The sequence below is a fragment of the Oculatella sp. FACHB-28 genome, from assembly GCF_014696015.1.
Lineage (GTDB): Bacteria > Cyanobacteriota > Cyanobacteriia > Elainellales > Elainellaceae > JAAUTN01.
The window spans coordinates 53,091-79,458 of record NZ_JACJPJ010000098.1; the positions used below are offsets into that span (position 1 = coordinate 53,091).

General features: G+C 47.7%; 23 protein-coding genes and 3 pseudogenes. 16 read left to right on the forward strand and 10 right to left on the reverse strand.

Features of this window, described 5'->3' with window-relative positions:
* Nucleotides 1–59: 59 nt before the first annotated feature.
* Both H6F88_RS27465 and galE read right to left on the reverse strand, forming a co-directional pair.
* Complete coding sequence (locus tag H6F88_RS27465) at nucleotides 60–446, reverse strand: signal peptidase I (RefSeq protein WP_190645996.1); 387 nt, start codon at nucleotides 444–446, stop codon at nucleotides 60–62.
* Nucleotides 447–1,448 carry a UDP-glucose 4-epimerase GalE gene (gene galE / locus H6F88_RS27470; protein ID WP_190645997.1) on the reverse strand — a complete coding sequence of 334 codons (1,002 nt, stop codon included), beginning with the start codon at nucleotides 1,446–1,448 and terminating at the stop codon, nucleotides 447–449.
* A gap of 504 nt (nucleotides 1,449–1,952) precedes the next feature.
* Here galE and H6F88_RS27475 point away from each other — a divergent pair.
* Both H6F88_RS27475 and H6F88_RS27480 read left to right on the forward strand, forming a co-directional pair.
* Nucleotides 1,953–2,078: pseudogene (locus tag H6F88_RS27475) on the forward strand (SDR family NAD(P)-dependent oxidoreductase); the annotation flags it as partial.
* Nucleotides 2,079–2,254: 176 nt separating this feature from the next.
* Complete coding sequence (locus H6F88_RS27480; protein ID WP_190645999.1) at nucleotides 2,255–3,175, forward strand: isoaspartyl peptidase/L-asparaginase family protein; 921 nt, start codon at nucleotides 2,255–2,257, stop codon at nucleotides 3,173–3,175.
* A gap of 472 nt (nucleotides 3,176–3,647) precedes the next feature.
* On the opposite strand, the gene H6F88_RS27485 is transcribed toward H6F88_RS27480, so the two are convergent.
* From H6F88_RS27485 to H6F88_RS27500, 4 genes are all read right to left on the reverse strand, one after another.
* Complete coding sequence (locus tag H6F88_RS27485; RefSeq protein ID WP_190646000.1) at nucleotides 3,648–3,875, reverse strand: 4Fe-4S dicluster domain-containing protein; 228 nt, start codon at nucleotides 3,873–3,875, stop codon at nucleotides 3,648–3,650.
* A gap of 198 nt (nucleotides 3,876–4,073) precedes the next feature.
* Nucleotides 4,074–5,315 (reverse strand): ATP phosphoribosyltransferase regulatory subunit, encoded by a 1,242-nt coding sequence (locus tag H6F88_RS27490; protein WP_190646001.1) that lies wholly within the window; start codon nucleotides 5,313–5,315, stop codon nucleotides 4,074–4,076.
* Nucleotides 5,316–5,328: 13 nt separating this feature from the next.
* A complete protein-coding gene (locus tag H6F88_RS27495) occupies nucleotides 5,329–6,264 on the reverse strand; it encodes a J domain-containing protein (RefSeq protein ID WP_190646002.1) in 936 nt (311 codons plus the stop codon).
* 114 nt (nucleotides 6,265–6,378) lie between these two features.
* The gene (locus tag H6F88_RS27500; protein WP_190646003.1) at nucleotides 6,379–7,134 is read right to left on the reverse strand and encodes a Uma2 family endonuclease; all 756 of its coding nucleotides are present in this window, start codon (nucleotides 7,132–7,134) and stop codon (nucleotides 6,379–6,381) included.
* Nucleotides 7,135–7,274: 140 nt separating this feature from the next.
* Here H6F88_RS27500 and H6F88_RS27505 point away from each other — a divergent pair, with 140 nt between their 5' ends.
* Together H6F88_RS27505 and H6F88_RS27510 are read left to right on the forward strand one after the other, a co-directional pair.
* A complete protein-coding gene (locus H6F88_RS27505) occupies nucleotides 7,275–8,165 on the forward strand; it encodes a tetratricopeptide repeat protein (RefSeq protein WP_190646004.1) in 891 nt (296 codons plus the stop codon).
* A gap of 176 nt (nucleotides 8,166–8,341) precedes the next feature.
* Nucleotides 8,342–8,689, forward strand: coding sequence for a hypothetical protein (locus H6F88_RS27510; RefSeq protein WP_190646005.1), 348 nt, complete (start codon nucleotides 8,342–8,344; stop codon nucleotides 8,687–8,689).
* 102 nt (nucleotides 8,690–8,791) lie between these two features.
* Here H6F88_RS27510 and H6F88_RS27515 read toward each other — a convergent pair whose 3' ends face one another.
* From H6F88_RS27515 to H6F88_RS27525, 3 genes are read right to left on the reverse strand one after another with little or no spacing between them, the layout of a single operon-like run.
* On the reverse strand, nucleotides 8,792–9,661 hold the full coding sequence (locus H6F88_RS27515; protein ID WP_190646006.1) for an alpha/beta hydrolase: 870 nt from the start codon (nucleotides 9,659–9,661) through the stop codon (nucleotides 8,792–8,794).
* A 32-nt stretch (nucleotides 9,662–9,693) separates the two neighbouring features.
* Entirely contained in the window at nucleotides 9,694–9,969 is a 276-nt protein-coding gene (locus tag H6F88_RS27520; RefSeq protein WP_190646007.1) for a hypothetical protein, read from the reverse strand.
* Between the two features lie 54 nt (nucleotides 9,970–10,023).
* Nucleotides 10,024–10,608 carry a DsbA family protein gene (locus H6F88_RS27525; RefSeq protein WP_190646008.1) on the reverse strand — a complete coding sequence of 195 codons (585 nt, stop codon included), beginning with the start codon at nucleotides 10,606–10,608 and terminating at the stop codon, nucleotides 10,024–10,026.
* Nucleotides 10,609–11,594: 986 nt separating this feature from the next.
* On the opposite strand from H6F88_RS27525, the gene H6F88_RS27530 reads away from it, so the two are divergent.
* The 4 genes from H6F88_RS27530 (at nucleotide 11,595) to H6F88_RS34690 (ending at nucleotide 13,867) form a co-directional block, all read left to right on the forward strand.
* Complete coding sequence (locus H6F88_RS27530) at nucleotides 11,595–12,047, forward strand: hypothetical protein (RefSeq protein ID WP_190646009.1); 453 nt, start codon at nucleotides 11,595–11,597, stop codon at nucleotides 12,045–12,047.
* Nucleotides 12,048–12,153: 106 nt separating this feature from the next.
* On the forward strand, nucleotides 12,154–12,636 hold the full coding sequence (locus H6F88_RS27535; RefSeq protein WP_190646010.1) for a cupin domain-containing protein: 483 nt from the start codon (nucleotides 12,154–12,156) through the stop codon (nucleotides 12,634–12,636).
* 176 nt (nucleotides 12,637–12,812) lie between these two features.
* Nucleotides 12,813–13,658 (forward strand): alpha/beta fold hydrolase, encoded by an 846-nt coding sequence (locus tag H6F88_RS27540; RefSeq protein WP_190646011.1) that lies wholly within the window; start codon nucleotides 12,813–12,815, stop codon nucleotides 13,656–13,658.
* 53 nt (nucleotides 13,659–13,711) lie between these two features.
* Entirely contained in the window at nucleotides 13,712–13,867 is a 156-nt protein-coding gene (locus H6F88_RS34690) for a hypothetical protein (RefSeq protein WP_347277756.1), read from the forward strand.
* Nucleotides 13,868–13,970: 103 nt separating this feature from the next.
* Here H6F88_RS34690 and H6F88_RS27550 read toward each other — a convergent pair whose 3' ends face one another.
* A complete protein-coding gene (locus tag H6F88_RS27550; RefSeq protein WP_190646090.1) occupies nucleotides 13,971–14,879 on the reverse strand; it encodes an SDR family oxidoreductase in 909 nt (302 codons plus the stop codon).
* 110 nt (nucleotides 14,880–14,989) lie between these two features.
* Between H6F88_RS27550 and H6F88_RS27555 the strand changes: the two genes are divergently transcribed.
* The 8 genes and pseudogenes from H6F88_RS27555 to H6F88_RS27585 all read left to right on the forward strand — a co-directional run bounded on the left by H6F88_RS27555 (nucleotide 14,990) and on the right by H6F88_RS27585 (nucleotide 26,341).
* A complete protein-coding gene (locus H6F88_RS27555; RefSeq protein WP_190646091.1) occupies nucleotides 14,990–15,958 on the forward strand; it encodes a YafY family protein in 969 nt (322 codons plus the stop codon).
* Between the two features lie 131 nt (nucleotides 15,959–16,089).
* Nucleotides 16,090–17,220 (forward strand): hypothetical protein, encoded by a 1,131-nt coding sequence (locus H6F88_RS27560; protein WP_190646012.1) that lies wholly within the window; start codon nucleotides 16,090–16,092, stop codon nucleotides 17,218–17,220.
* Nucleotides 17,221–17,277: 57 nt separating this feature from the next.
* Nucleotides 17,278–17,841, forward strand: coding sequence for a GNAT family N-acetyltransferase (locus H6F88_RS27565; protein WP_190646013.1), 564 nt, complete (start codon nucleotides 17,278–17,280; stop codon nucleotides 17,839–17,841).
* A gap of 46 nt (nucleotides 17,842–17,887) precedes the next feature.
* Nucleotides 17,888–18,244, forward strand: a pseudogene (locus H6F88_RS27570) (FAD-dependent monooxygenase); the annotation flags it as partial.
* A gap of 23 nt (nucleotides 18,245–18,267) precedes the next feature.
* A complete protein-coding gene (locus H6F88_RS27575; protein WP_190646015.1) occupies nucleotides 18,268–19,314 on the forward strand; it encodes a serine hydrolase domain-containing protein in 1,047 nt (348 codons plus the stop codon).
* A 226-nt stretch (nucleotides 19,315–19,540) separates the two neighbouring features.
* Nucleotides 19,541–20,308 carry a carbonic anhydrase gene (locus tag H6F88_RS27580; protein ID WP_190646016.1) on the forward strand — a complete coding sequence of 256 codons (768 nt, stop codon included), beginning with the start codon at nucleotides 19,541–19,543 and terminating at the stop codon, nucleotides 20,306–20,308.
* A gap of 749 nt (nucleotides 20,309–21,057) precedes the next feature.
* Nucleotides 21,058–21,257, forward strand: a pseudogene (locus H6F88_RS33695) (DDE-type integrase/transposase/recombinase); the annotation flags it as partial.
* Nucleotides 21,258–21,838: 581 nt separating this feature from the next.
* A complete protein-coding gene (locus H6F88_RS27585) occupies nucleotides 21,839–26,341 on the forward strand; it encodes a filamentous hemagglutinin N-terminal domain-containing protein (RefSeq protein ID WP_190646017.1) in 4,503 nt (1,500 codons plus the stop codon).
* Nucleotides 26,342–26,368: the final 27 nt, after the last annotated feature.

Consider the following 26,368-nt stretch of genomic DNA (forward strand, 5'->3'; position numbering starts at 1 on the left):
CAGTAGATAAAGGCCATACATCATCTTGACAAGGCCTGGTCATCTTGGCAAACTTGCTTCTACTCTGCTTTCTCTATGCTATCTCCTTCTAGCGAGGGGTAGCGAACTGTAACAACCGTAGAAGCCAGTTCGGCAATCCAGGTATGAGGCACTCCTGCTGACCAGATGACGTAATCGCCCTCCTCAGCCAATAGACACTCCTGCTCAGGAAATTGCAGGCGAAAGCGTCCTTTGATCAGGATAGATAGCGTCGTTGCGACTTGGTTAACGCTCCACTCTGAGCGACTATCTCCTTCTGCGTGAATGCCCCACTTTACTTCTAGAATTTCGGTTGAGCGTAGGTTAGCAGCGTTGACAAAGTGCCCTACAAACCAGCCTCGGCGCTCAACACCATCTGTCTTAGCATTCCCAAAAGTAATGTCAGGTTGGGAAAATGGGTTTTCCATTCAAGATTGCCCGTGCCGATGGGTGTGCCACTGCCATGCATGAGCCAAAATCTTGTTTAGGTCTGCATATTGCGGCTGCCAGCCCAAAATATTTCTAGCTTTTTCACTGCTGCCTACTAGAATGGACGGATCTCCAGGGCGGCGATCGCTCTCCAGGGTCTTAATTTCCTTCCCAGTAACCTGTTGGGCTGCCTCAATCACTTGCCTGACTGAAAACCCGCTGCCGTTGCCCAGGTTAAACACATCGCTATCCCCGCCGTCCAGCAAATACTTCAGTCCTAAAACGTGCGCCTGTGCCAAATCAGCAACATGAATGTAATCTCGGATACAGGTACCGTCTTCAGTTGGGTAATCCGTACCAAAAATCTTAATGGCGGGAAGTTTTCCCAGAGCCGCTAACAGTACCAGCGGAATTAGATGAGTTTCAGGAGAATGGTCTTCCCCAAGTAACCCTTCGGGGTCAGCTCCTGCCGCGTTGAAATAGCGAAATCGCACTGACTTTAAACCATACGCTGCGTCAAAATCTGCCAGAATTCGCTCTACCATCCACTTCGTCGTGGCATAGGGACTAATTGGATCTTGGGGATGTTCTTCTGTAATGGGAACAAATTTTGGTACACCGTACAGGGCACAGGTGGAGGAAAAAACAAAAGTTTTGACCGATGCCGCCACCATCGCTTCTAGTAAGGTCAGTGTGCCAACGACGTTATTGTGATAGTACTTCGCTGGGTCTGTTACTGACTCACCCACTGCGATGTAGGCGGCGAAGTGCATCACTGCTGCAATCGAGTGGGTTGCAAACAGGTCGTCAAGGAAGGGGCGATCGCTCACATCTCCCACAATCAACTCAACTTGCAATGGCTCTATTAGCTCTCGATGACCCGCAGAGAGGTTGTCTAACACAATCACTCGATAGCCTGCTCTTTGTAGCGCTAGTACCGCGTGGGAGCCAATGTATCCTGCCCCTCCAGTCACTAAAATGGTCTGTTCAGGTTGTGACACAAGAAGTTTATCTTTAAAGTTTCATGGATAATCTGAAGCTTCGCTTTATGTTCCTACTCTGGCAACTGCTCCAGGAAGATTTATTGTAAATATATTGTGTAATGGCTATTGCATTCGTCCTTAAAAAAGTGGTTTACACTACTTTAAGAATAGTAACTACACGACAGCTAATGTTACTTTTACTTGTGCTGGAGTATACAAAGGGCGATCGCCATCTTCAAAACTAGTTCAATGTTGGCAGCGGGGCACTACGGGCTGCACGAACGGAGAACTCATCAGGATGGATTTGCTCAGGCAATTTGCCTGTGAAAGCTGAAACCTAAGTTTAGGATTAGTGCCTTCGTTTACGAAACACCACTTTACTTAACTCACAATTCTATCCACAGAGAAGCTGGACTTGTCCCTCCGGTAGAGTCTGACCGAAAAGGCAACCATTACGCTGTTACTCATAAAATACGACATCGCTTCCAGGCTAATCGCCGCAAGAACTTTTGGAATAGCAATATGAATCTGAAGCCTATAGACCAGCAGGTGGTTGTCATCTTTGGTGCCTCCAACGGCATCGGACGAGAAACAGCGCTCCAGTTTGCTCAAAGAGGCGCAAAATCGATTGTGGCAGCAAGAAGCGATCGCTGCGTTAGGAGTAGCTGCACTAACACTTTTAGCGACACTCACCCTCAGCGGTAGAGGCTAAATGAGATTTATTCTGTCTCCGTGCAAGCTAGTCACTGTGCTTGTGGCGGTAACACGGTCTGAACTGGACTGAGAATTTTTTGATTAACTGAACACCCGATTGGTAAAAGAACATGACTGTAGCAATTATTGTGCATGGTGGAGCAAAAACTATCTCCAAAGGTAAAGAACAACCCAATAAAGACGGTTGTTTGGCAGCTGTCCAGGCAGGCTGGGAAATTCTGCAACGGGGCGGGGATGCCATAGATGCGGTTGAGGCGGCCATTCGAGTGCTCGAATCTGACCAGACCTTTAATGCAGGGTTTGGCTCGACCCTCAACAGTGAAGGAGAGGTAGAGGTTGATGCTGCAATCATGGAGAGTACGAACTTCGGATGGGGATCTGTAGCTGCAGTGCAAGGAGTCCGTCATCCAATCTCCGTGGCCCGCAAAGTCATGGAAGATAAGCCTCGACTGCTAGTAGCCCGTAGCGGGGAACGCTTTGCTCTAGAGCATGGACTGGAACTGTGTGCTAAGGAGGATTTAGTCAGTGAGGAGCAAAAACAGGAGTGGGAAGAAGAGGCAGAAGTTGTAGATCGTCCTAACACTGTTGGCTGTGTAGCGCTAGATGTCAATGGCAGACTAGTTGCTGGCACTTCGACAGGCGGAGTAACGGATCAAAATCAGGGTCGCGTTGGGGATACAGCGTTGGTTGGTTGTGGCTTATATGCCGATGGTCGGGGTGCTTGCTCCACGACGGGCGACGGTGAGTCGATCATTCCAGTCGTATTAGCGAAGACGGCGGTTGATTTTCTGTCAGGTAATGCTGCAAGTATGGATGGAATCGTCGCCTGCCATCCCGAAGAAGCGGCGGAGAAAGCAATTGAGGTACTAAAACAGCGGGTTCCGGGAGAAGCAGGCTGCATTTTGCTCGACCGAGATGGGCAGATCGGCTGGGCATATAACTCCCAGGATATGGCAGTTGCTTATATGTCTGATGACCTACAACAACCAGCTGTTTTTATCCGCAAGGAGCAAGATCTAGCGATCGCCTAACCCTTTCACTATGACTCCTCCACGGACTCAGTTTGGTTGTGTTGCAAAAGGATTAAAGCAATAAACTTCTGTGGAGGAGGCAGTGAATTAAGCTGTTACTAGACTCATTGACGCGATTTGCAGCAAAGCTCAACAGCTTGGTATCACGGTTGAGTCAAGTTTTTAGCCAGTGCAGAGCAGTTCTCAAGACAATGAGGGGATTGAAATAACAGGATGATGTGGCTTGCTTAATCTTCAACAAGTACAACAGTTGAATTCGTTCTTTACCAGATGCCATTTTTCCCCTCGCAGCAGTTGCTTGAGATCTCTTTAATCTCTAGCTTGTATCCCACTGCCATATCCTACCGTTGAACCCTCTACAAGCTTTACACCATCTATCCCCTTACTTTGGAGAACTGGTATAAGCCATTAAAGCGGGATTGCGGCTAGCCGCAATCCCGCTTTAATGGTCAGATCGGTTAGATCTTTTACCCTACTCAGGCGTGTTTTGCAGATCGGGTCTTTCTTCCGGCACGATCGCCCCTTCTACCGGGCAGACTTGCAGGCAGATGCCGCAGTCGATGCAGGTAGCAAAGTCGATCCAGTACCAGTCTGTCCCTTTTTCGTTTTTGCCTGGCCCTTCATGGATGCAAGCAACCGGGCAGGCATCAACGCAATCAGCAATGCCCTCACAGGTATTGGTCAGAATCGTATGCGGCACAGTGTTCTCTCTCAGTGTTCTCTCTTGAAGAATCAGCAGGATGAGCCTGATTCAGCTTTTTCTAGCCTAACAGGTGTAGACACGACTGCAACCGTATCTACTTTGACAGGCAAAGGCTCATCAGATTTCTTGCGTGAATGGTAGCACGATGGAACAGCGCTACCATTCACGTCTCAAGAGGTGATTTATGTGTGAGATTTATCCTACAGAAGACAGGGTTTCAATCTCAGGCACACCGTCAGCATTGACCCAGGCAATCTGGCTAATGCCGCGATGACGGGCATAGTCGCGCACCGCATCCTGGCTATCCCGCTGATCCAGGTCAACTTCTACCCTGACCAGGTTGGCTGATTCGCGAATTTTCTGGGCATAAGCAAAGGCAACTGCACAGTCCTGTGGGCTAGATGGAACAACTAACCAGTTGGTCGCTGGAGTGTTATGGGGCAGTTGACCTGTAGGCAGCAGCGTTTGGTGCACCTCTTCCAGGTTAAAGACAAATCCGACACCGGGATAGGTTTCTGCTTGTGGGTGATAGATGCCCAAAAGCTGATCATAGCGACCGCCCTGACCCAGCACTCGCCGCCCCGTGTTGGCATCTCCTACGACTTCGAAGATGATGCCCGTGTAGTAGTCAAAGGTTTGAATTAAGCTTAAATCCAGAATTAGGGAGGGGGCAATTGCCTCCCCTTCAGCCTCAAAGCTGACTTGCAGCACTTCCATCAGCGACTTTAGGGCATTCACAGTAGCCCGCTGGGTTTCATCTAAATCCAGGCTGGAAACTTGTTGCAGCACATCTGCCGGACGACCGCGCAAGTCTAGCAGCAGCAACGCTCGATCGCGCAACTCGGTAGACAGGGGCAAAGTTTCTAGGGTGATTCGATCGAGGTGGGCGATCGCTCGTCTTACCCGGTCGCGCAGCTCTTCCGGAAAGGGGGAAAGGAGCGATCGCGTTAGCCCAGCCTCTCCCAAAACCAAATGCCAATCTTTTAGTCCCAACGTGCCAAGGCAATCCATCAACAGCAGCACCACTTCAGCATCGGCCACTATGCCGCCACTGCCCAACAACTCCACCCCTGCCTGGTAAAATTCCTGCTGGCGGTTGTGGCTGCCCCGCTGTGCCCGTCGAAACACATTGGCATTGTAATAGAGGCGCTGGGGATGGCTCACGCCCGCCATACGAGTCACTGCTGCACGGGCGATCGAAGCCGTCAACTCTGGACGCAACCCCAGCGTTTCATCCTCAAGTTCTTGCAATTGAATGACCGTAGACTGCTGCACAGCCCCACCTGCCATCAGCGTATCTACCCGTTCCAGGGTAGAGGTGATGATGCGGTGATAGCCCCAGCGTTGAAAAACCTGCTGCAAACGGTTTTCGATCCAGCGTTTTTGAGCCACATCCAGAGGAAACAGATCTCTGGCTCCAGAGGGAGGTTGATACATTGCTACTTCTTTATTACTTCTTCTTTCCGCCAAACAATCCAAACAGCCCGCCACTCGGCTTACTGGCTTTGCTGCTCTTCGCACTCGTCTGCTGAGATTTGGCAGACTGCCCGCCTGCCTCCTCAAGTTGACGTTTACCCTCCAGCGCAATTGGGTCTTGGGGGTTAAGGCTCAATGCCTGATTAAAGTAAATTTTTGCCATCGTCGCTTGATTTGTCTTTAGGTAGACTGCTCCCAAGCGGCTATGGCAGCTGCTATTGCGAGGGTCAATTTGAATCGCTTCGCGCAGCTCAAGAATTGCCCTGGGAAAATCCTGCTTTGCCTCAAATTCTTTGGCTCGACGCAAATAGGCTGTTACGATCGCCTCTTTGGTGGGTGGGGGTTTAGGCGTTGTTGGGGCGGATGGAGCTTTTTGCGTCGAGCCTTTTTTAGAATCAGACTGAACGGGCTGATGGCTTGCAGGCTCTCCGCGCGCTTCTTTACGCATCAGGTAGACCAGGTTGAGTTCGCTGATCCGCCCCGTTAGTTCTAGAGTTTGGTTGAGCAATTGGTACTGCTGCTCTGCCAACTCTTTTAGAGTCGATTTGTAGTAGTTTTCCAGGTCGTTGGTTGAAGCTAGAGTGCGAGAGGCTTCATTCATCAACACGATTGTATCTTGCTGCTTGAGCGCCTGCTGTCCTTTGAGCCGCAGCACAACACAGTATTCGCTGTAGCTTTTCTCCTGAGAGATTTTTTCATAGGCGGGGTTGACCAGCTTTGAAAGCAATTCACTGGCGCGATCGCGCTCTGTCTGATCTTCTGTCGCGAAACTATCTGGATGGAGCCGTCGAGCAATTTTGAGGTAGCGCTTCCGGATTTCTTTCGGATTTGCGTCAACGGGAACTCCCAAAATCGCATGGTAGTCAATGAAGTCTGAGTTAAATAGTCCCTGCTCAATCTTTAAAGACATTCTGTACGTCCCACTTCACCGCCACTAAATTCCTTCTAGTGTACTTTGCTTAAGATTGAGAATTAAACAAAACTGAGAATTTTTTGCGGGATCAGAGTCATCCTCAAAGGTGTTCTAGACTTCTGTATCGGGATCAATGCCTAGCTCTCGTAGCTTTGCTGCTAGTTTTCCATTCCGCTGCCGTTCTGCTTCTGCCCGCTGCCGTTCTGCCTCTGCCCGCTGTCGTTCCTCTGTCGCCATTGCCTCAGCCGCTTGGGCAGACTCTTCTGGAGTGGGAATGAGTTGTCCTTCTGGAGTAAAGAACCGCAGTTGATGGTTGTGAATGCCCAAGTAAAGGTTTAGCTGCTGGCTCCACAACTGCCCTTGCTCATTTGGCTGAAGGTCGTGATAGGTGCCATCCACCAAATGAAAACCTTTGAACTCTAGGGAATCGGGGTCAAACCAGAAGTAATCGGGCGTGCGAAAGGTGTCTTGGTAAATTTGTTTTTTTAACCCTCGATCAGTTTTGGCGGTGGAATTTGAGAGCAGTTCAACAATTACGTTTGGATATTTTCCTTCCTCTTCCCACACCATCCAGCTTCTGCGTGGCTTGCGTTCCGTACCCAGCACTACAAAAAAGTCTGGACCACGAAAATCTTCTGACTTGAGCCGACGAGAGCTGTAATAGATTGTGAGGTTGCCTGTGGCGAAGTAATCGTTGCGATCGCGCCATAGCCAATCCAGGCACTTAAGCAGCAGCAGCATTTGCTGCAAGTGGAGATGTGTTTCAAAAGGGGGTTCGTCGCTGTAGAGGTCACTGGGGGGAAGGACGATGCCGTCTACCGCTTCCTCCAGGACGGTTTCAATTGTTTCGGTGGCTGGGGCAGACATGGTATGGGCGATCGCAACAGTTCACTGACTCAATAATAAGGGATTGGTTTTGTCAGGTCAGACTTCAACAGTTCGATGACAGTTCGATTAGAACGATGAACGCAGTACAATAGCGGCGATCGCCCAGGAGTGTGGTTGGCATGGTTGCAAGATCTTTACTCGTTAGTTTGTCTTTGATTCCAGTGCTGTTTGCTCCGATTGGTTTAAGTGCGATTTCCGTTGCTCAGGCACAGACAGTTTCACAAACGGCAGAAGATCGGCTGAATCAAGGCTTGCAGTTTGTGCAGCAAGGGCAAATGAATGAGGCGATCGCCGCCTTCCGTCAAGCCACTGAACTGAATCCTGGACTTGCACCCGCCCACTACAACCTGGGATTAGCTTTGCGCCAGCAAGGACAGCTTCAGGATGCGGCCAATGCCTTTTATCAAGCAACTCAGGCAGAACCAAGATTTGCCCTGGCTTTTGCCAATTTAGGAGCAGCACTGCTAGAAGGAAACAACTTTGACCAGGCAGACGATTATTTGGAGCGGGCGATCGCCCTTGATCCAAACTTAGGTTTAGCTCATTACAATTTGGGACTGGTGCGAGAACAACAGCAAGATTGGGATAGGGCGATCGCTGCCTTTCAACGCGCCACCGAACTCAGCCCCTCTGCACCAGAGCCACACTATCACTTAGGCTTGGTTCACCTTCAACAAGAACAGTTTGAACAAGCTGCTACTGCCTTTAGTCAGGCAATTAGGATCAGTCCCAACTATCCAGAAGCACACTACAATCTGGGCTCAATTCAGTTTGCTCAGGGTAATCTGGACGACGCACTAGAATCATTTCGTCGAGCCGCCGAAGCCAACTCTAATTATCCCAATGCATATTACGGAGCTGGACTAGTATTTATTCAGCAGCGGCAATACGCTAGTGCTGAGCGAGTTTTGCAATATGCCAAAGATCTGTTTACCACTCAGGAACAGACAGAATGGGCAGAGAATGCTGAACAATTGCTAGAGCAGGCTCAAACGTTAGCAGGACAGTGAATATCGCTTAGCCTATAGGAATGTTACGTGAACTTAAGTTTGATGCAACGGCAGTACCTCAGTTTGCCCAGTAAGCAATCATTCTGTTGCTTCAAATCAGGACTTTGAGTTGACGACAGATTGGAATTTGTTCCTTAAATTAAAGTCATATAGCGCTACACACATACTTTAAAGTCATGTTCAAACTATCCGCTAAATTCTTTGCTGCACTAGCTACTCTCGTGGCATTAGTCCTGATCAGTTTGCAGTCTGTTCAAGCACGGTCCGTTCTATCTGAAACGCCAGATATAGATGCTCTGAATCAATCAACACTTGTTGCAACCGCTCCGGCACCCCCCGACCTAGTTCCTGCTGTACTAGGAGGTAGACCTGTTTATGTGTTGTACGTGACCCAAGCCGCAGACACTGTTTTGATCCGTTGTTACCCTGGCTATGAACCTACGATTACAGTTCGGGCAATGGGCAGTAACCCTAATGCCGATACTCAGAGGGAAGGAGTCATGACCTGTCGTCCTTCTGCATAAACACTATCCAAGGATGGCACGAGCGATTGTTTACGCTGAATTACTGCCACTACATCAACCACAGATGATGTAGTGGTCGGGATAGCTGTTTGTGCGATTTGATTAAGCAGAAATGGGTTGCAGTCGTGATGTGAGAAATTGACGTATGTAGTTGGCGATCGCCTCTCCTTCCTCTTCCAACGCAAAGTGTCCGGTATTGAGCAGATGAAACTCAACGTCTTTCAGGTCACGCTGGTAGGCATAAGCGCCTTCGGCAGGAAAGATGTCGTCGTTCTGACCCCAAACAATCAAGGTAGGAGGTTGATGATTGCGAAAATACTCCTGCCATTGTGGATAGAGCGGTGGATTCGTTCTGTAGTCATAAAACAGTGCTAGCTGAATCTCTTCATTTCCTGGGCGATCAAGAAAGAATTGATCCATCGTCCAGGTGTCAGGACTGATTGCTTCTAGATTACTAACACCGTTGGTATACTGCCACTTTGTTGTTTCCAGAGTGAAAGATTGTTTCATCTTGTCAGTATTTTCAGGAGAAGGGTTTCGCCAGTATTCCTTAATCGGGTTCGTGAACTTGCCAAATCCTTCCTCGTAGGCATTCCCGTTCTGGACAATTAATGCTTCTACCTGCTCTGGATGTCTAACTGCAATGCGGTAGCCAACGGGAGCACCATAATCCATCACATAAAGACTATATTTCTGGACGGCGATCGCATCGATAAATTTCTCGATGATCTCAGCCAGATGATCAAATGTGTAATCAAACTCATCTACAGTTGGCATCGAACTGTTGCCGAAGCCCGGATAATCGGGGGCAACTAAATGAAACTGATCAGCAAGCGTAGGGATCAGATTGCGAAACATATGTGATGAAGCCGGAAATCCGTGCAACAGCAGAATTGTTGGATTATCACGAGAACCTGCTTCGCGGTAAAAAATATCTAAACCATCGATCGCAACCGTGCGATAGGTCGTCATGAATTACTCCTTAAGTCTCGAATCGACGATGCTTATGACAAGTCTTCTAGATGAGATGGCTTTGGAAAAGTTGGCTCAGGTTCAAATGACTTGGTTTCCTCGCCAAGGACATCGTGTGAAATTTCTTGCTGAAGTAAGTCGCTCGAATTTTTCAAGCCGCCAGAAATACCGGCAAGCTCTTCATTGCTAAGTTGTGCCTCATCCATGACTCCGCTGATGGATGCTTCGTCTTTATAACGAGATTCTTTTTGTCCTTCAATATTCTGACTGGGATGCTTCTGATCGAATTGATCTGGATGTTGGGTCATAATTTCTCACCGAACAATGGAGTGGTCATCAACAATTAAAACGCGAATAGCTTGTCATGGAGAATTGTTAGATTTGGCGATCGCAGCCAATAGCGGTTCAAGTTCTAGAGCGTTTCTATAACGAACACCATTAATAAACAGAGCCGGAGTGCTGAGCACGCCACTGTGCTTTCCACTCGTGACATCTCGACTGATGGAATCAGCATACACTTTTCTAACAATGTCACGAACAAACTGAGTCACATCAAGCCCTAAATTGTGAGCATACTCCGCTAGATGACCATCGCTCAAAGCTAGCTGATGCTGCAGTAAAACTTTGTGCATCTGCCAGAATTGCTCTTGTGCTGCCGCTGCTTCTGCTGCTGCCGCTGCCTTTTGAGCGTATGGATGAATTTGGGGCTGAGGAAAATGCCTGAATATATAGCAGAGATTATTTTGTTTAGAACCGGCTGCATTGAGATGGTTTTGGATGGTCTGAATTAAAGCATGAAGTTTTCCACATTGAGGACACTGATAATCTCCGTATTCAACAAGTACAACTTTGGCATTGAGCGATCCCTGAAGATGATCTTGTTCTGAGGGAGGTACACTTAATTGGTTGCGATCGCTAACTGTTTCAGTAAAAATATCGTGGCTCATTCTAAACCTCTGAAGAAAAATAAATTCCTGTACTAGAGGCACTGTGAAATCGCTTCTCTTCAATCTTGGATAGCAGTTTGTAGTATTCACTATAGGAAACAAGTCCAAATCCGTCGTCAACTTAGAGTTTGCACTTTAAGTAACAGAACGATTGCTAATCAGGCAATCTAAAGTATTGGAACAAGGTGAACTTAAGTTCACTTGATTGTCAAACTTGAGTTAGTGCGATCGCCTTTTTATTAGTGGAGTGTTAAAAGATGTTTTAGACCTGATGAGTCTTGATCCTCTCGATCATTAGCCTGACCCTGAAACTTGAATTACAGATTTTACTAGGAGATTTGGGTAGCAAGGATAAGTATCAGGACCACACACGGTCGAAATCGTTCCTTTAACCAAAACCAGAGAACCAACATAAGTCTTAATCAGATCGCCCTCTAGATAAAATCGATCAATTGCAGTCGATTCAACAAAATAGCCATTGGGAGGATTACCAGTGGCACTTGGAGCACTGGGTTGTGATTGAAACCTCAAAACTCCACGAACTTCGAGAGTCGCTGGTGGAAATAAGTAAGCTCGGACAAACCAATAGGTTCCTATGCAAATGAGTAACCCTGCAATGAAACTAATACACACAGCCATTAATAAAGATACAGCACGGTTCATACAAAGCTACTAGATGATTGTTGATGTCTCATTCTATAAATCTGGTTGTGTACATGAAAAGTCTTGTTTCGATTGTAGTCACTTTTGCGCGGCTCACTCTGGCTTTTGAAAGCTGGTCGCAAGATTTTGATAGTATGGCAGGAAGCAGATAGCCAGATTTAGACAATTTCTCTACTCTAGAAAAGTTGTAAGAATGGGCGTAGTATGGAAAAAATGATGTTGAGCAAATTTCCTTACGTGAATCATTTTATTTAGATAAATTAAAGCAAATCCACGACCTGAAAAGCGATCGCCTCAATTTGCTCAATTGAGAGTGTGAAACAATGTTTAACCTTTCTTGGCACCAGGTATTTCTTGCTACTGCTTGTTTCGCCAGTCTAGCCTCGTGCAATGCTTCTACAAGTGATGCAGAACTGAAGTCCCTGGAGGCTAGACTGGCTGAGTCAGAGGCTGAAGTAGCAAGATTGAAAATTGAAATGGTAACTTTGCAAAGTCGCCAGGTGGGTATCATTTGTGCAGAAGGTGATGATGCATTACTCATGCAATCAGGTGATTTATCAGCTGTACTAGGAGTTGGCGAGACAGATGTGTTCTATCCACAGCCCTATGCGTCTCTACCTGAGTTGATACTGCCTGTTGAGCTTAGTCATATTGGGGCAAAACTGCTAGAGCAACGTGCCAACGGATATCGTATTTCCTTAACTCGCTTTCCCGATCCAGGGATTCGCTCACTGAAATGGCAAGCTAGGGGAGTTCCGGCTTCATCCTGCGACTGAGTGCGATCGCATTCATCTCGTCAGCACACAAACCAAAGTTGGAGTACGGTGGGGCATATCAACTTACGAGTAAGCTGTACTAATTAGTTTCCGGAGGATAATTAGCATGACAGATCAACAGCCTTTGCTTCTCCAATCCAAACAAATTGTTGAAAACTTGCAAAACTTCTCACATCCCTGGAACCCAAACTCCGAGTTGGCAGGAATGCAGTTAGGCAAAACGGTTGGGCTACAGCGCACAGGAGTGAACTTCATTAAAGTACCTCCCGGCAAAGAATCATTTATCTATCATTCCCATCATCGGGAAGAAGAATGGATTTATGTCCTATCGGGTGATGGTGTCGCAGAAATTGATGGGTCAGAATTTGAGGTGAGTGCTGGAGATTTTATGGGATTTCCTACCCCTTCAGTGGCTCACCATCTCAGGAATACAGGGACTCAAGACCTCGTGTATCTGGCAGGAGGAGAGAACCTGGATGTTGAGATTGCTGAGTTTCCTCGCTTGGGAAAACGGATGATTCGGCGTGAAGAAGCGGTCGAAATCTACGATTTCTCAGATGCCAAGCCCTTTGAACCATTGGAACCATGATAATAGACATTAACTGGAGTTCCGATGGAGACATAGCTTGAACTTTGCAGTGTTCATCATGTAATTCCTTGAAGAACGATTGCGAATTTAGAAGCGATCGCCAGTCACAGCGAACTAAATATGCAGCACCCGTTCAATGAACTGGAGTTACAAAACCGAACTGAATAAGGCAACGTATGAAAAGCAAACAAATTAGCATCAACGGAGTTCACCTTTTTTCAGAATCGTTTGGTTCTCCGGACGATACTCCAATTTTGTTAATCATGGGAGCAACGGCTTCAGCGATCTGGTGGCCGGAAGCATTCTGCCGTCAGTTGGCTGCTGTGGGACGATATGTGATTCGTTATGATCACCGAGATACTGGATGCTCAACCAGCTACGAGCCAGGACAGATCAACTATTCCGTTGAAGATCTGGCAGATGATGCGTTTGGGGTACTCGATGGCTATGGTCTTCAGAGTGCTCATTTAGTTGGGATGTCACTGGGAGGCTATCTCAGTCAACTCATGGCGCTTAAGCATCCTCAACGTATCAAAAGTTTAACCTTGATTGCCTCAGAACGGTTGACTGAGGCAGACCCTACCATACCTGGGATTGATCCGTCTGTCCTCAACTATCATGCAAAAGCCAGTGAACTGGATTGGACGAACCGTGAGGCAGTGGTTGAATACCAGGTTGAGGCATGGCGGTTGCTCTCTGGCTCGGCCCATCCCTTTGATGAATCAGCTATACGTGAATTGGTGATTGCTGATTTTGATCGCACACCCAATCCAACAACTGCTTTTAACCATGCCCTGCTTCAAGGAGGAGAGAAATGGCTGAACCGTCTCGCCGCGATCGCTGCTCCAACACTGATTATTCACGGTACAGAAGATCTTGTGCTGCCCTATGCTCATGCTTTGGCATTAAAAGCAGAGATTCCTAACGCTGAATTACTCACGTTGCCTGGAACAGGACATGAGCTGCATCATGATGATTGGTTCATCATGATTGAGGCAATACAGCGACACACCGCACGTTAGAGCCTACGGGAAGTCTTGGCAGCAAACTGCTTCGCTGCACAAGCTGGGAAGCCATCCTCTGGGATTATTTTTACTACATTGAAGAGGTCCCACAAAATGAGTGGCGTGCAAAAGACTTTTCTAGTTTTGCGCTTGTCAAAGCGTCATTTGGTGAGACCGCAACCCAAAACTTGCATAAGCAATTTAAACGGAAGTATATAGTGAAATAACTGTGTTTTGCAGAGGTGATCAAGAGAAGTTGTATGTAGGGCACGAACTGCATTTCAATTCTGGCTAAAGTCTCTTTAATTGCTCCAAATTAAATGGTTAACCTTACCTGTATCCAGTCGCATCAGCAGGTTTACCCATCTCTGTCACCTCCTGGATATAACGCCAAGCATCCGGTTGAGAACCATCCAGATCCGTAAAACCATAAACTTTCGCGAGTTGCCCACTGGAAAGAGACTGACCATTCCAACGAGCCACCTCTGGATCACCAGCAAGATGGGCAACGGCACGTCCTACATAGCGGGGAGTTTCGGCAATGATGAAATGCGGTTCCTTTGCTGTAGCATCCTGCCAATTGGCTTCACTCACGCCAAAGTGATCTAGCATCATCTCTGATCGTAACCAGCCTGGAGTCAGGCACACTGCCGTGCAGTGATGGGGTTTAAGCTCCTGCGCCAGTCCCCACGCCATGCGAATGATTGAATTCTTGGCAAGATCATACATTAATGCTTGCCGATAGTGCTGATTATTGTAGTCTGCCGTTCCATCAGTGAGTTCAACCACTAATCCTCCGGGCTTTTGAATCAGTAGCGGTAGGGCAAAGTGACTGGTAACGAGATGAGTATCGATCGCCAATCGCAACAAGCGTAGACCCCGCTCCAAATCAACCTCCCAGACGGGCTTGTCAAATTCTACGAAATGTTCTGCTCCAATATCGTTGATCAAAATGTCTAACTGTCCTTGCTCTCGTTCAACCCGAGTTACGAGCGATCGCACCTGCTCCGGATCTAGATGATCCACCTGAACTGCAATCCCTTGTCCACCCGCCTGAGTCACTAGCTCTGCGGTTTCTTCAATGGTTTCTGGGCGGTTGTAGTCTGACTGTTGTGTGCGAGTTGTGCGTCCAGTCACATAAACCGTTGCTCCGGCTGCACCCAGTTCTGTCGCAATGCCCCGTCCTGCACCGCGCGTACCTCCTGCAACGATCGCAATCTTATCTTTTAATGGCTGCATCATGACCTCTCAAAATCGTTCTAGCTAACAGCATAAAGACAACTTCCTGACACCCTTTGTCATATTTCAGCAGTAGTGTAGAAGAAGTTGCGATCGTTCTAAAAATCGTTATGCGTGCCGATCGACTCCTCTCTATCCTGATGTTGTTGCAGGTTCATTCTCGGTTAACCACACGAGATTTGGCAGAGCGGCTGGAAGTGTCTGAGCGCACTATTCACCGCGATATGGATGCCCTCAGCAGTTCGGGGGTTCCGGTGGTGGCAGAACGCGGTAAGGGCGGCGGATGGGGCTTGCTGGAGGACTATCAAACCACCCTGACCGGACTCAACTTGGCAGAAATTCAAGCGCTATTTTTGCCAAAACCGACTCATGTGCTAGCAGATTTAGGTTGGAACCAGGCATTTGAAGCCGCACTACTCAAACTTCTAGCAGCATTGCCTACTGCTAATCGTCAGCAGGCAGAAGTAGTGGGTGAGCGCATTCATGTTGACCCAACCGGATGGCATCATTGGGACGAAGAGATGTCAGCATTTCCGGTTCTGCAAGCCGCAATTTGGCAAGAGCGGCAAGTCTTTTTGAGCTATGAGCGTAGCACTGGTAAGCGGGTTGAACGATTGGTTAACCCTTTGGGACTGGTTGCCAAAGGCAGTGTTTGGTACTTAGTGGCAGGCGTAGAGGGAGAGGTGCGTTCTTACCGTATTTCACGAGTGCAGAATGCTGTATTGATGGATGCTCACTGTGTTCGTCCAATTGGGTTCGACTTAGCTGACTATTGGCAGCGATCAATGGTAGAGTTCAAAGCGAATCTACCGTACTATGGCGTGACGGTACGGGTCGCGCCAGAAGCAATGTCCTGGTTGCGCTACGCCGGATACTTTGCCCGCATCGAACAAATGATTGATGCACCCGATGCCGAGGGTTGGATTCCTGTCTCGTTACGATTTGACGTTGAGAAAGCGGCTTGTGCTTATGTGTTGGGGTTTGGTGCACAGATGGAAGTGATTGAACCTTTAGAATTACGCGATCGCATTGTGCAAGCAGCTAAGGAGACGATCGCACTTTACACAGATGTTGAATGAACCTCTTCAAAGATGCTGTGTTTGAATGCAAGAATGGCACAGTTTGAGCAAGGATGGAAAGGTCTTTGAACCAGATTGATCGCTACACTACGGATAAAACTATTGCTCGACCTACATGAGGTGTTTAGGACGTGCCTAGAAACTCTTTAGAACTTAGAAGGCAGAAATATTTCGAGATTAGTTCACAAATTAGCCAGTTAGATGACGAAAAACTACGTTCTTTGCTTGACCAAAGTGCATCGAATGAATCGGGCACAGGTTGGGGGATGAATCACATCATCATCTTTGAACAATCTAAAGTCTTTGTGAAACGGGTTCCAGTTACAGATCTTGAATATGACAACCTGTTTTCTACTAAAAATCTCTATAATCTTCCACCCACTTACAACTATGGCTTCGGTTCTACTGGGTTAGGGGTTTTCCGTGAACTTGTGACTCATCTCAAAACAACTCACTGGGTACTAGAAGGTGCGATCGCCTCCAGCAGTGACGCTCACGCAACATTTCCATTGATGTACCATTATCGAATTGTTCCTTCCACTGGAGAGCGTGCAGATTTAGAGATTGATGTAGAGCACTGGGGCAATCATATCAACGTCAAGAAATATGTGTTAGATAGGTCAAATGCTCAGCACGAGTTGGTTCTATTTCTGGAGTACGTTCCTCATGTGCTAGAAACATGGTTGCAAGAAAACCCTAGCAAGCTTCGGCAATCTCTCAACGACTTGTGGAGGGCGATCGCTTTCTTGAGAACGAAGGGCATCATCCATTTCGACGCACATTTTCGCAATGTTCTCACTGATGGCGAACAAACTTATTTAACCGATTTTGGTCTAGCTTTGGACAAGAGTTTTGCACCGACGGAAGAGGAAGAAAATTTCTTTGAGCAAAACACTTTTTATGATTACGGGGAAGTCCTGCGAAATTTAGGACATCCAATTCGCTGGGCATTTGATTCATGCTCAGACAATAGCAAACGCAAGATAATGGAGAAATATGGCATAAACGAGGGTCTACAACCTTACCAAGTGGGAGCCATACTACTCAACAACATCAAACAGATTCATGTGGATGAGGATCTGAATCTAGATCAGTTTTATGTGGATAGCGTTGTTAAATATCACAGCATTGTCGTGTTGATGCAAAACTTCTTTTCTACAATGTGGAGCAATCCTAAAAAAGATACAGAGTTACCTCACAAAAAACTACAACAGTTGCTGAATGAGACGGGCTTTCTTTCTAGCCCTGATGGAGAAACGTAAACATAAGTTACTACACCGAGTAACTACACTGAGCAATAAGAGGGCAGAGTACTGATTATGGAGATTATTACCAAGAGATTTATTCTGCGTGATTTTGTTCAAGAGGATGAGCCTGCATTTCTTGCCTATCATGCTGAGCCTCGATATGCCGAATTTTGTTCAGCAGAAGAATCGACACCAGAGTTTATTCAAGAACTGTTTCAACGGTTCAGACAGTGGGCAACCGAAATTCCTCGACGCAATTACCAGTTAGCGATCGTCGATCACCGGACTCTAGAGTTAGTTGGCTGCGGCGGTTTGCGACAGAATGGCTATGGCTCCGAACAAGCAGAACTGGGAATTGAACTGGCACCTCAATTTTGGGGACGTTATGCCTACGCGATTGAGATCGGTAAGGCGTTAATTGACTTTGGGTTTCGCGATTTGGGGCTAAAAGAAATCATCGGTATTTCTGTGAGCGCTAACCTGAGGGTATCCCGACTAGCAAAACGTTACGGATTCGTTGAGATTGGTATACAACCCAGTCCTGATTGGATGAATGTGCGAGGATGGAATCAGATTGAGTGGCAGCTTACAAGAGAATCGTGGGAGCATTTATTTCCTTCGCCAAGGCTCTGTTAATTGAGCTTTGTAGAAGAGGGAGCAAAACATCCCGAGGAGGTTCGCGATGTCAATCCATTCCAGTTCACCTCAAACTGAGCCAGTTTCCCAGACTCATGAAATAGCAGATGTACAGGAAGTAGACTGCTGCATTATCGGAGGTGACCCAGCAGGCGCAGTTCTATCATTACTTCTAGCTCGTCAAGGCATTGCCGTAACGCTTTTGGAAGCCCATCGGGACTTCGATCGCGACTTTCGAGGAGATACCCTCCAACCCTCCGCAATGGAAATTATGGAGGAGATGGGTTTAGCAGATCGTCTCCTGGAATTGCCCCACACGAAGCTACGCAGCATTACCGTGAGAGCAAGTGATGGTAGTATTATCTTCTCTCCGACCTTCACTCACCTTAAAACTCACTTCCCTAGTTGCTAAATCAGACCAGTGGATTGTCTGATCGTGGCTTTCCGGAGTCACTGCAACCTCAACCCACAACCAATGCAGAACGAGTAAACAGTTTGCACAAAGCCCATCCAGTTGCAGCTCCCGGAACTGAGTTTCACTATTTCAATCCTAACTATGATGTTTTGGCGAGAGTGGTGGAAGTGGTCAGCGGTCAACCCTTTTCAGACTATTTGCGATCGCACATCTTTGCGCCGCTTCAAATGTTACAGACCTTCCATGCAACGACAATGGCTGAAGCACAGCAACAAGCCAAACGTTTGGCATCGGGACATCTGATGACGTTTGCTGTCCCGTTTGCATATCCAGAGCTATCAGCCTACTTAGGTGGCAATGCGGGCATTATTTCTACTGCTGAGGACATGGCAAAGTATCTCATTCTGCAAAGTCACGAGGGGCAGTTTCAGAACACACAACTGCTAACTCCAAGCAGCATGTCCCTTATGCATACGCCTCCACAACAGCTTGACAGTTCCTATGCGATGGGATGGTTTGCCACAACAGAAAATGGCAGGCAAGTTCTTCAGCATAATGGCATTCTGTCTACTTTCTATACTGATGCTGTTGTGTTGCCGAACGAAAAATATGGTATCGCTCTGCTCTATAACATCAGTGCTTTGCCACTGATCGCCTTCGCCCTGCCGCAAATCAAAACGGGATTGATTCAATTGCTCACTGATGGAACGTTTCCTTCAGGTGGTTTCAGCATTAATTCTTGGGGTATCAGTGTTGCAATTGTCACGGTCATCGGTATGGCGTTTGCGATTCGCAGCCTGCTTCACCTTTCCCAGTGGAGACGAAAGACCTACACGATGCCTAAATGGCAACTCATTTTGGGCATCGGATGGATGTTTTTCCCAGCGATAGTACTACTGATAATGCCCTGGCTGTTAGGGATGGTGAGCGATCGCATCTTTGGCTACGACAAACTGTTCCGAGCGATGTTGGATGTCATGCTTTGGTTGAGCCTTTGTGCGGGATTGGGTTTTATCAATGGCACAATGCGTCTCTTCTACTCATTTAAGCAGGAATAAAAAACAGTGACGGTGCGATCGGGCCGTGTTGCACTAATGAAAACCATCGATTAAACTCAATGGTTCATTTCGCGAGAATTGATATTAATCTATGGTAAGCTGTTTCGAAACTCAATCAACCTCGATCGCACTCATTAGTACAGCAAGCTTCTACCGTCTTGAGCGGCTGAGCTTGTTTTGCGGGGCGATCGAATTGTGATGGAGATCTACGCAGAGAGGAGAGAATATGAAGCAGAATTCAGATAAATCTTTGGTTTCAAGAAGAAACATTTTGCAATTGGGCAGTGCCTTCGTGGGTGCAACTTCGCTCACTGCTTGGTTAGGGTCTGGAGCGCTGGCTCGTACCGTTCAAAACCGAGCCGATCGAACTCAAGTGGCTCAAGCTTCGGGCAGTGCTCCGTATACGGCTTCATCCACTTTGACTCCCGATGAAGCACTAGCCAAGTTGATGGAAGGCAACCAGCGCTTTGTGACAAATAGACGGCTGAATCCGAATCAAGACAGCGTTCGCATTGCGCAGGTGGCAACTGGACAGGCTCCCTTTGTTGCGATTCTCGGTTGTGCGGATTCGCGGGTTGTTCCAGAAATCGTTTTTGATCAGGGCATTGGCGACCTCTTTGTGGTACGGGTTGCAGGCAATATTGCCATTACAGAGGACATTGCGAGTGAAGAGTTTGCCGTTGGTGTGCTGGGAGCACCATTACTCCTCGTCTTAGGACATGAACGCTGTGGTGCAGTCCAAGCTGCTCTAGAAGCTGGTACAGAACTTCCTGGTGTGATTGAGTCCCTCGTGTATGCCATCCGACCTGCCGTTGCAGCATCTGAAGGACAATCAGGCGATCGACTAACGAATGCGATCAAGGAGAATGTTCGACTTCAGGTGCAACGGCTACAAACCTCTTCAGTCATTGCCAACGCAGTAGAACAAGGCAAGCTTAAGGTGGTTGGAGCCTACTACGACCTTGATACAGGAGAGGTGAGCTTGGTGAGCTAGGCTCCTCTGGAGCCGTACTGTTAAAGTGCTTGTTCCGGTTCTGTCGCAAGAATTTTTAGGGACAATATGCTTAGGAAACCGATGCGGGATTCTAACAAACTTTTGTCCTTGATATAGAGTAGTCAATTTTTTTGCGACAGAACTACCATTTTGCAACACTACTAACTATTGAAGGTAACTGGCTCAGATAGTGAAGGTGAAATCAGAGTATTGAAATTTCTGGTCATTCCTTCTTCCCTGAAACGCTGTTTGTACCTCAAGCACGTCCAACTCCTGAGACTCCTCACCCAATCGTGGCAAGGAGTAGCAAATGGTGATCGTTTTAAAGAAACATCTTGTGGAACATCTAGAACACTACTTGAAATAAAAAAGGTTTTACTGTTGTTTTGTAGCTAATTTTTTGTAGCTAATTTATGGAAGTTACCAAAACTTACAGCCATTTTCGGATGGGTAAGCCTAGCGTAGGGGCGGTTCGTGAACTGCCCCTATAGCGGTCTGTGGTTTATACGAGTGAAAACGGCTGTAGTTCTATAAAACCAGTCAAGGCTATCAATTCAGGAGGTTATCCATACAAGGTGTTTTAATCCTGGTTTGTCCACGCTGGTTTTTTCGATTGGCTTTTTGCCGATCGCCCAAGTACAGCACACTTAGCCTCCACGGGTGATTACGGTGGACGAGGATATCGCTTACTCAGCGGCAACGGGACTCTTAAGGAAGATGAGACGATTGGAAATAAGACCGAATTGAGGCAAAGCAAATATTTGAATAACCTCGTTGAGCAAGATCATTGAAGCATCAACCGTGTTGTGAAGCGATGATGGGATTCAAATCGTTCAATAGCGCGAGAAGAACTTCCAGTGGGATTGAAGCGATGAATATGATCCGCAAGGGACAAGTTAATGGAATTGCTCAAGGAGGCATTGCTGACCTGATATATGAATTTTTGTAGGGGCATGGCATTGCCATGCCCTACAGAGGAGATTGAGACCCGTGAATCATACCCGCATTCAACAACGCCCTTAAGAAAGTAGAGTCTCTCAGCCAAGTTTATTTAAGCACTCTTTGGAATTACGTTTCGAGTATCCAAATAATACAGATTGTTTGTCCTTAAACAGTTTTTGCGACATAACACTCGTAACAGCATAGACAGAACATTCTCAACCACTCTTCTAAGGGTGAGAAATTTTGTAGCGATCGCTACATTACTACCTCAAATTGGGCTCTAAGTGGTATCAGAGTCATTTCAAACAAATGGGGTATCAGCACAATATAGATACTCCGACTTATAGAGTTATAACGCTTTATTAAGATATAGGTAGCCTAAATCGAATTTAATTGAGCAATAACCTGATGTCAGCTTAAGTTAAGAGTTAACTCAATGAACTTAAGTGGTAAGAAATGAAGAAATGTTGAAAAATAAATACGACAATAAAAAACGGAAATTTGAGAAGGAGCTGTAGAGTCCCTACCCGTTAAATATTGACTGAAAGCAAGTCAGCCAGAAAATAATGGCTGAATCGGGATAACTGTATGGCGTTTAGGAGAGGATTAGCCACGGATAGCGCGATCGCACTTATGCAACAAGACTGTCTGCACCAAATTATTCAATTCTGGGGACGAAACTGGATGAGTAAGTGGCATCTGAATATATGGGTTTTGCTGACCAGTGCTGTAGCAGTATTAGGTTGGGTGCAACCCAGTGTTGCAGAGGTCATTCCTGATGTTACTCTGCCTACGGGGGAGCGATCGCAAGTTACAGGCAACCCCAATTTTCAGATTGATGGTGGAGCAAGGCGAGGGGGAAATCTATTCCACAGTTTTAGCCAGTTTTCGGTGCCTACTGACGGTTCTGCCTTCTTTAATAATGCTGCCGGTATCCAAAACATTTTCAGCCGCGTTACAGGCGGGTCAGTCTCAGAGATTGATGGCGTGATTCGAGCGAATGGGACTGCTAACCTATTTTTGCTCAATCCCAATGGCATTCTATTTGGGCCGAATGCATCACTTAATATCGGTGGCTCATTCGTTGCTACGACTGCGGATGCGATCGGCTTTCCCAATGGCGAAGTGTTCAGCAGCGATATAGCTCAACCCCTGCCCAATCAATTGCTAAGCATCAATCCCAATGCGCTCTTCTTCAACCAACCCACTCCACAGCCTATTGTTAACCAATCCATCTTTAACGAGCAGGGTTTACAAGTTCTTCCTAGACAGAATCTATTGCTGGTTGGAGGAGAAATTCAACTAGATGGCGGGCGGCTGATTAGCCCAGGAAGCCATGTCGAATTAGGAAGTGTTGGTGAGGTGGGAATTGTTGGGTTATCCACGGTGCGCGAGAATTGGCGATTAAATATACCCGATGAAGTAACCAGAGCGGATGTTTTCTTAAGGAATGGTAGTCCTGATGTTAGTGTCGAAGGAGACAGTGGCAGCAGTATCAGAATTCTTGCCCAAAACATTGAGGTTTTTGGAGGGTCACTTCGAGTTGGAGTTCTAAGAGATACAGGATCTCCCAATGCTCAAACTGGGGATCTTGAGCTAAATGCAACTGGCTCGATCACAATTTCCAACACTCCCGTAACCAACATTCTGGCTGGACAGGGAAATACCGGCAGCATCTATCTCGCAGCGGGCGATCGCATCACGATCCTGGGAAATAGGTTACTCAGCACAGCCGAACCTGGCAGCAGTGGCAATACGGGAAATATAACAATCTCAGCGGGAACAATCCTGTTCGACGGTACACTTTTAATTTCCAATACCTCTCAGCAAACGGATGCGAGTGATATCTTCATCAACGCTCGCGATCGCGTCTTGTTCAACAACAGTTTTGTATACAATACCGTAGAACCAACGGGCACCGGCAACGGTGGCAACATCAATATCAACACAGGGTCTCTTGCTCTTACCGAGAACGCTCAACTCATTCTATTCACAGCAGGGAGAGGAGACGTTGGCAATCTTAATATCAATGCCCGTGATACCGTTCTTTCAGAGGACAGTGCTGTATTCAATTATGTGGAACCAACGGGTATTGGCAACGGTGGTGACATTAACATTACTACGGAGTCACTTGCTTTTACAGAAAACGCTAGGATGCTGTTATCCACGCTAGGGCAAGGGGATAGTGGCAGTGTCAATATCAATGCTCGCGACACCGTCTTGATGGAGGGTGGACAGATATCCAACACGGTGGGCTCAACTGCTATCGGTAATGCTGGCGGTATCAATATCACGACGGGGGCACTCACTCTCACCAATGGGGCTCAAATGGTTGCTGGAACTTCTGGACAGGGGAATGCCAGCAACATTACCATCAATGCGCGCGATCGCGTTTCCCTGGATGGTGAGTCTTCCGATGGCACCATTGCAAGCACTATTTTTACACGAGTGGAGCCAGGAGCGGTGGGGCAGGGAGGGGCGGTAAATATCACAACTGGCTCACTGTTTCTGACCAATGGAGGGGCAATCAATACTGCAAATGTTGGTGGAACGGGTAACTCAGGTCGCGTCACTATCGAGGCTCGTAACGCTATACAGATTCGTGGTACAGCCCCCGTTCAGACTACCAACCGCAGTGGAATATTCACCTCAGCAACGGAAGGATCAACGGGCAACGGAGGAGATGTCATCATCACCACAGGCTCACTTTCCGTTTCTGATCGGGGAAGGATTATCACCAATGCTGAGGGACAAGGCAGGGCTGGAAACATCCGAATTCAGGCAAGGGATACCGTTTCCTTTAATGGTGGAGATGCTGTCAGCACATTAGATCGAGATGCCATTGGTAGAAGCGGTGATATTGATATTGCTGCGCGATCGCTCACTCTGCTCAATGGTGCTCAACTGTCTACCAGCACTAGGGGACGCGGTGATGCTGGGAATGTAACGGTTGATGCTCGTGATACCGTTCTTCTGGATGGAGCAAATCGCGTATCCGCCAGTGCGATTAACACTCGTGTAGACGCTGGAGCCATCGGAATCGGAGGGCAAATCGAGATCACAGCAGACTCAGTTTCATTGATCAATGGAGCACAATTGGCGACGACTACGTTAGGTCAGGGGCGAGCCGGAAATATCTCAATTAACGCTAGAGAGCGGGTAGCCATTTCTGGAACAGATGCAAACTACACCAGTCGTGTTCCTCAACCTGATGATGAGATTGATGCGATTAGTGCAGGTCCAGCCAGTGGGCTATATGCCAATACAGAACCAAACTCGATCGGGCGCGGAGGAAGTATTCGGATAGCGACGGGCGAACTGACCGTTGAAGCGGGTGGGCGATTGGTTGCCAGTACGTCTGGACGAGGGGATGCAGGCAACATTCGAGTTCGGGCGACCGATGCAGTGACGCTCTCCGGCACCAGTTCCTTTGGATTTTCCAGCGGCTTGCTCACCAATACAGAGAACACATCAACAGGGCGGGGCGGTGCCATTCGTATCGATACTAACGCCTTGCGGGTAGAGGAGGGAGCAGTCTTGAGTGCCCGCTCTTCCAGCACCGAAAGAGGGGGTGAAATTATTGTGAATGCTGAAACTGTTGATCTAACTGGGGGCGGACAACTACTCACCACTGCTTTTAGTAGCGGTCAAGCGGGAAGCATCACTGTGAATGCGGGCGATCGCCTCTACATCGCAGGCAGTGACTCTACCTTTGACGCTCGACTAGCTCGGTTTGGCAGAACTACGGTTGATCCGGTGAGTGCGGCTAGTGGACTGTTTACCAACACTGAAGTTAACTCTAGTGGTGCAGGCGGGGCGATCGCCCTTACTACTGACTTTCTCTCATTGCTGAATGGCGGTCGTCTGGTCAGCAGCACTGCAGGACAAGGGGATGCCGGAGACATCACAGTAAACTCATCTAATCTGCGGCTCTCTAGTGCATCAAGCGGACTGTTCGCTCAAACGACCACCGATGCTGATGCAGGCAACTTGAGGATTCAGCCCCAGGGGGACGGGCAGAGCATAACAGTGCAGCTACAGGAAGGAGCACAAATTTCTGCTTCCACCTCTGGTGGCGGTCGAGGTGGAGCGCTGACCATTACGGCTCCAGAGTCTATCACGTTAACAGGTAATGGCTCCATCATCTCAGCCGAAACCAGCGGCAGGGGAGCAGGCGGTAACCTAAACCTACAGACCGGAACGCTGAACATTCAAGATCAGGCAGAAGTGACGGTGAGTAGTTCAGGTCGGGGACGTGCAGGTTCCCTGTTTGTGGATGCAGGTCAGATCTTTCTCAATAATCAAGGACGTATTCGGGCGGACACGGCTGGTGGTGGGGGTAATATCAACTTGCGATCGCCCCTCATTCTCCTACGCAACGGTAGCAACATCACAACCAACGCCACTGGAAGCAACATTCCTGGCGGCAACATTGCAATCAATACTCAATTTCTAATTGCTGTGTCCAACGAAGATAGCAATATCAGCGCCAATTCAGAGAATTTTCGGGGTGGCAACATCAGCATCAACGCATCTGGTATTTTGGGTATCCAGCCGCGTCTTACTCCTACCCCTTTAAGCGACATCACCGCTACAGGCGCAAATACCGCTCTAGATGGAACCATTGCCCTCACCCTTACCGGAACTGATCCCACACCCGGTTTAGTTGAACTCCCCGCTGACTTAGTAGACTCATCCCAGTTAATTGCTCAAGGCTGTCCGGCAGACGAGGGCAATTCATTCGTCATTAGTGGTCGAGGGGGTTTGCCCCCCAACCTCGAACAGCAACTAGACGATGACGCAGGTTGGCAGGATAGACGCAGGTTAACAATAACTCAGCAAAGGGATGAGGGGGAAGGTCGGGGAGACATAGAGACACGGGGGTCCGGGGAATTTATCGCAAACCCTCCCCACGTCCCCAATATCCCACTCACCGAAGCTACGGGATGGCAAACTACTTCCACTGGAGAGGTTCTCCTGAGGGCTATCACTCCTGAGCCAGTCGTGCAGAGCTCCTCCAATCAACCAGCCACTTGTTCACGTGGCAACACTGAAAGGAGTTACCTAATCCACCGTTTCCCTGATACTTAAGTTTTGCCCTTCTAGAAAACCGGTTAT